Below are 5,829 nucleotides of genomic sequence, written 5' to 3' on the forward strand. Positions count from 1 at the left end.
GCTGCTGGCGCCACCGAATTCGTCGCCGCCGAAGAAATCGCGCTTGTCCTTGCCGCGCCCACCGCGACCGTTGCCGCGCCCTCGATCGAAACTCATGCCCTGTCCGTCTTCCCGCTTCGCCCGTATGAAATCAGAATAACCCCGGCGCCGGACGAACAACGCAAGTGTTCGGGCGCACAGAATCCATGCACCTCACGGCTTCGCATAGACCAATTTATCGTCCATCGCGAACAAAATCGTCGCAAACGCGCCATTTTGTGGAACATTGCGCGCCAGTGTGGTTTCGTCGCGACAACTGCACGGATCATGGAGATCATGGACAACATCGCCACCCTCATCGCCGATCCGGCTGCCTGGGCCGCCCTCATCACGCTGATCGTGATGGAGGTGGTGCTGGGGATCGACAATCTGATCTTCATCTCGATCCTGTCGAACAAGCTGCCCGAGGCGCAGCGGCAAAAGGCGCGCAAGGTGGGCATCGGCCTGGCGCTGGTCATGCGCCTGCTGCTGCTGACCGCGATCGCATGGATCGTCGCGCTGACCCAGCCGGTTTTCGACCTGGGCATCACCGGGCCGCTGGGCAGCCATGGCGAGCCGAGCTTCGAGACGCAGTTTTCATGGCGGGACCTGATCCTGATCGCCGGCGGGCTGTTCCTGATGTGGAAAGCGACCAAGGAAATCCATCATTCGATGGACAGCGAGGAAAGCCCCGAACTGCTCGACAAGACCAGGGGCGCGGTCGAAGTGACGTTCACCGCCGCGATCGTGCAGATCATCCTGCTCGACATCGTGTTCTCGATCGACTCGATCCTGACCGCGGTCGGCATGACCGAACATGTCGAGATCATGTATGTCGCCGTCGTCGTGGCGGTCACCGTCATGCTGCTGGCGGCCGATCCGCTGGCCAATTTCATCAACCGCAATCCCACCGTCGTCATGCTCGCGCTGGGATTTCTGCTGATGATCGGCATGGTGCTGATCGCCGAAGGCTTCGGCGCGCATATCCCCAAGGGTTATATCTACACCGCAATGGCGTTTTCGGCCGGGGTGGAGATGCTCAACATCTTCGCCCGGCGGCGGCGCGAACGCGCCGGGCCAGGCGCGGGGCATTGAGCCGGCGCGCCGCACCGCCTATGGCGCGGCGATGACCGTTCATTTCCATGAAGAAGACCTGCCGGGCGACGTGTTCGCGCCCGGCGCCGCCATTGCCGTCGATACCGAGACGATGGGCCTGCTCACGCCGCGCGACCGGCTGTGCGTGGTGCAATTGTCCGACGGGTCCGGCGACGAGCATCTGGTGCGCTTCGGTCCCGGCAGCGATTATGCCGCGCCCAATCTGCGCGCGGTGCTGTCCGATCCCGGCCGGCTCAAGCTCTATCATTTCGCCCGTTTCGACCTGGCCGCGATCCGCCATTACCTGAACGTCACGGCGGCGCCCGTTTACTGCACCAAGATCGCGTCGCGACTGGTGCGGACCTATACCGACCGCCACGGCCTGAAGGAACTGGTGCGCGAATTGCTGGGTCAGGACATCTCGAAACAGCAGCAATCGTCCGACTGGGGTGCGCCCACCCTGTCCGACGCGCAGAAGGATTATGCCGCGTCCGACGTGCGCTTCCTGCACGCGTTGAAAGCCGAGTTCGACAAAAGGCTGGCGCGCGAGGGTCGCATGGCGCTGGCGCAGGCGTGCTTTGATTTCCTGCCGCACCGGGCCGAACTGGACCTGGCGGGCTGGCCCGAAACCGACATCTTCGCCCACGCCTGATCCACCGGAGAGCCGATGTCCGAAACCGCCGTCCGCGTCCGCACCAAGCGCCAGCACTGGGCCGCCCCTGGCAGCCGGCACGATGCGCTGGTGCGCGTGTTGCAGGTGGTGCTGCCGATGGGCATCGGCATCCTGGCGGCGTTTCTGGTCATGGCGCCGCTGTTCATGGGTGGCGACGTGTCGTTCGTGCTCGACAAGAACAAGGTCGATGTCGCCGCCGAACGGATGCGGATTCAGGCCGCGCGCTATCGCGGCGCCGATGACAAGGGCCGCGCGTTCGAGGTCGACGCCGGATCGGCGGTCCAGAAAAGCTCAGCCGAGCGCGTCGTCCGGCTCCAGGATCTGGCCGCGGGCATCGAATTGTCCGATGGTCCGGCGACGATCCGCGCGCCGCAGGGCCGCTATGACATGGAAACCGACCGGATCGCCGTCGACGGGCCGATCGCGGTTCGCGCGGCCGGCGACTATGCACTCGACACGCGCGACGCGACGATCGACTTGCGTGCGCGGCAGCTCCGCTCGGGGGGGGCCGTAACCGGCTCCACGCCCCAGGGCAATTTCAGCGGCGACCGGCTGGAGGCCGATCTTGAGGCGCGAACCGTTCGGGTCGTCGGCAATGCGCGCTTGCGGATCGTCCCGAATGGCGCAAATAGCCGGTGATGACCCGCGCGCTCGCTCCCCTTGCCCTGATGCTGCTCGGCGGCACGACCCTGCCGGGCGCCGCCATGGCACAAAGCCATAATTCGAACGCGCCGATCGACTTTGCAGCGAACGCGATCGAGCTTCAGGACCGGGCGAACCGCGCGGTGCTGTCGGGCGGGGTGAATATCCGCCAGGCAAACATGACGCTGACGGCCGACCGGGTGACGGTCGCCTATACCGGACAGGTCATCGGCGGCAGTCCGCAAGTGTCGCGACTCGACGCATCGGGCGGCGTCACCCTCGTCCGCCCGGATCAGCGGGCGCGGGCGCAATATGGCGTCTATGACCTCAATCGACGTGTCGTGACGATGCTGGGCGGCGTCTCGCTGACGCAAGGGACCAACACCGTCACGGGCGGTCGGCTGTCGATCAATCTCGACACCGGCCGCGCGGTGATCGACGGTTCGGCGGTTGGCGGCGGCGCTGCGGGGGCCGCGGCCGACAATGGTGTCACGCGTCAAAGCGGGCGGGTCACCGGGCGCTTCACCGTTCCGAGCCGGCAGTGATCGGGCCAGCGATCGGGTTTGTTGCGCGTAAAGCGTGACGCTACTGGAACAACCCGGCCGCTCAACCTATTATAAGCATCATGGCGAGCCTGGTTTCAGCGTTGCATATGGCCGAACCGGAGGTTGAGGCGATGATCGCCGGCAGCCCGATCGCGTCGGTCATATCCAACCCCCGCCTGCCCGACAATCCGATCGTCGCCTGCAACGACGCCTTTTGCGAACTGACCGGCTATGACCGCGAAGAGATTATCGGCCGCAACTGCCGCTTTCTGGCGGGCAGCGGGACCGAACCCTGGCTGACCGAGGAAATTCGCAGCGGGGTGCGCGAACAACGCCCGGTGCTGGTCGAAATCCTGAACTATAAGCGCGACGGCACGCCGTTTCGCAATGCTGTGGTGGTCGCGCCGATGTTCGACGGGGCCGGTGAGCTTGCCTGGTTCGTGGGGTCGCAGGTTCAATTGCCCGAAGGCACGCCCGGTCCCTCCACCAGCCGCCGGATCAAGGCGGCGGAAAGTATCAAGGCGCTCTCCGAACGCCAGCGTCAGGTGCTGATGCTGGTCGCCAAGGGATTGCTGAACAAACAGATTGCCGGCGTGCTGGGCCTGTCGGAAAAGACGGTGAAGATGCACCGCGCGATCGTCATGGAACGCCTGGGCATCAGCCGCTCGGCGGAAATGGTGCGGCTGGCGGTCGAAGCGGGCCTGTAAGCCGCTTCAGCTTATCATCCGGCGCAGCGTGTCGATCCGGTCAGCCTCATGGGCGGGCTTGTCGCGACGGATGCGCGCGATCCGGGGAAAGCGCATCGCCAGCCCCGATTTGTGCCGTTTCGATTCGTGGATCGAATCAAACGCCACCTCCAGCACCAGCGACTTCTCGACCTCCCGCACCGGGCCGAAACGGTTGACCGTGTTGTTGCGGACGAACCGATCGAGCCATTTCAGTTCCTCGTCGGTGAAACCCGAATAGGCCTTGCCGACGGGCAGCAACTCGCCCGCCTCGGTCCAGCAGCCGAACGTATAGTCACTATAGAAACTCGATCGCTTGCCGCTGCCGCGCTGGGCATACATCATCACGCAATCGGCGGTCAGCGGATCGCGTTTCCACTTATACCACAACCCCGCTCGCCGCCCCGCGACATAAGGGCTGTCGCGCCGCTTGAGCATCACCCCCTCAATCGCCGAATCGCGAGCACCCGCGCGGATGTCGGTCAGCGCGTCGAAATCGGCGGCGTCGATCACGCGGCTCAGGTCAAAGCGCTCGGTATCGAGCTGGGGCACGAACGCCTCCAGCCGCGCACGCCGGTCGCGCCAGGGCAGCGCGCGCAGATCCTCGGCTCCGTCGAACAACAGGTCATAAAGCCGGACAAAGGCGGGATAATCGGCCAGCATCCGCGCCGACACGATCTTGCGGCCCAGACGCTGTTGCAGCGCGTTGAAACTTGCCGCCTCCCCGCCCTGCGCCTCGCCCTTCACCAGCAATTCGCCGTCCAGCACACCGGGCGTGTCGAATGCGGCCGCGACTTCGGGGAAGCTCCCGGTAATGTCGTCGCCCGCCCGGCTATAGAGCCGCGTCTGGCCCGCGACATTCACGATCTGCACGCGAATGCCGTCCCATTTCCATTCGGCGGCGTAATCGGCCAGGTCGACGGTGGCATCCTCCAGCGGATGTGCGAGCATGAACGGACGAAAGACCGGCACATTTGCGGCACTCGGCTGTTCGCCGCGCCCCTCGGCCCAGTCGAACAAGGGCGCATAAGGGGCGGACAAGCCGTGCCACACTTCCTCAACCGCATCGACATCCAGCCCGAACGCCTGTGCCAGCGCGGTCTTGGCCAGTCGCGCCGATACCCCGACGCGCAAGCCGCCGGTCGCCAGTTTCAGCAGGGCATAGCGTTCATCCGATTCGAGCCGGTCGAGCATGTCCGCCAGCACAGCGGGCGCATCGCTGCGGCTGAGGATCGACAGTCGGTCGATCACTTGCGCGACGGTCAGCGGTTCGGCATTGGCGGCGCGCCTTTGCGCCGGTTCGGGCCACAGCAAGGCCACGGTTTCCGCCGTATCGCCCACGAAATCACGGCTGAGCGCGAACAGCACGGGATCGACCCGCTCGGCGATCAGGGTGCGGATCAATGCCGGCTTGATCGCGGGCAAGTCGACCTCGCCCGTCAATGCCGCCAGCGCCCAACCCCGGTCGGGGTCGGGGGTGGCGCGCAGATAATCCGCGATCAGGTTCAATTTGGCATTGCGCGACCGGGTATAGATCAGCCGGTCAAGCAGGTCGGCAAACGCCTTCATCGCCGATCAATTCGCCGGGCCGTCATCCACCCGCGATCTTTTTGCCCGCGATGAGGCCCAGGATCAGCAGAATGACGAAGATCGCAACGGCGATAAAGAACAGGATCTTGGCGATGTCGATAAAGGCGCCGCCAATGCCGCCAAAGCCCAGCACGGCCATCACCAGACCAATTACGAGAAAGATTACGGCCCACCGGATCATCATTCGTCTCCCACTGTTTCAGGGCAAGCGAATTGCAAGGTCCATTGTTCCGTAGAATCGAGAGGCCCCCGGCGCGGGCGGGCGCCGGGGGCCATGTGGCGGGACAGGCGCCGCGATCAGCCCTTGCGGCTGCTCTCGAACAGGAACCAGGCGCGCTCTTCCGCCTCATCGGTCCAGTCGTCGAGGATGCCGCTGGTCGCATTGTCCTTGGCCTCGTCGACAATATCCTTGGCCTCGCGCAGCAGTTCGACCAGCTTGAGGTTATCCTCGCGCAGTTCGACCAGCATGTCGGTCGCCGACACGAAATCGGAATCATTGTCCCTGATCGTCTGGCGGCGTCCGATGTCGCCGATCGAACGC

General features: G+C 64.8%; 8 protein-coding genes. 5 read left to right on the forward strand and 3 right to left on the reverse strand.

What is annotated here, in order from left to right:
• Positions 1-315: 315 nt before the first annotated feature.
• From VL973_RS09345 to VL973_RS09365, 5 genes are all read left to right on the forward strand, one after another.
• Positions 316-1,113, forward strand: coding sequence for a TerC family protein (locus VL973_RS09345; protein ID WP_325283752.1), 798 nt, complete (start codon positions 316-318; stop codon positions 1,111-1,113).
• 31 nt (positions 1,114-1,144) lie between these two features.
• The gene (locus VL973_RS09350; protein WP_325283753.1) at positions 1,145-1,765 is read left to right on the forward strand and encodes a ribonuclease D; all 621 of its coding nucleotides are present in this window, start codon (positions 1,145-1,147) and stop codon (positions 1,763-1,765) included.
• 15 nt (positions 1,766-1,780) lie between these two features.
• Positions 1,781-2,425 carry an LPS export ABC transporter periplasmic protein LptC gene (locus VL973_RS09355; protein ID WP_325283754.1) on the forward strand — a complete coding sequence of 215 codons (645 nt, stop codon included), beginning with the start codon at positions 1,781-1,783 and terminating at the stop codon, positions 2,423-2,425.
• Positions 2,425-2,973 carry an LptA/OstA family protein gene (locus tag VL973_RS09360; protein ID WP_325283755.1) on the forward strand — a complete coding sequence of 183 codons (549 nt, stop codon included), beginning with the start codon at positions 2,425-2,427 and terminating at the stop codon, positions 2,971-2,973. The genes VL973_RS09355 and VL973_RS09360 overlap by 1 nt, the downstream gene beginning before the upstream one ends.
• An 80-nt stretch (positions 2,974-3,053) precedes the next feature.
• Positions 3,054-3,680, forward strand: a complete 627-nt coding sequence (locus VL973_RS09365) for a PAS domain-containing protein (RefSeq protein WP_325283756.1) — start codon at positions 3,054-3,056, stop codon at positions 3,678-3,680.
• Positions 3,681-3,686: 6 nt separating this feature from the next.
• On the opposite strand, the gene VL973_RS09370 is transcribed toward VL973_RS09365, so the two are convergent.
• The 3 genes from VL973_RS09370 to VL973_RS09380 form a co-directional block, all read right to left on the reverse strand.
• Positions 3,687-5,267, reverse strand: a complete 1,581-nt coding sequence (locus tag VL973_RS09370; RefSeq protein WP_325283757.1) for a cisplatin damage response ATP-dependent DNA ligase — start codon at positions 5,265-5,267, stop codon at positions 3,687-3,689.
• Positions 5,268-5,289: 22 nt separating this feature from the next.
• Positions 5,290-5,469, reverse strand: coding sequence for a DUF1328 domain-containing protein (locus tag VL973_RS09375; protein ID WP_325283759.1), 180 nt, complete (start codon positions 5,467-5,469; stop codon positions 5,290-5,292).
• Between the two features lie 116 nt (positions 5,470-5,585).
• Positions 5,586-5,829, reverse strand: a 244-nt coding sequence (locus tag VL973_RS09380) for a ferritin-like domain-containing protein (protein ID WP_325283758.1), incomplete at its 5' end; no start/stop codon positions are given.

This window comes from Sphingomonas sp. (assembly GCF_035490575.1).
Lineage (GTDB): Bacteria > Pseudomonadota > Alphaproteobacteria > Sphingomonadales > Sphingomonadaceae > Sphingomonas.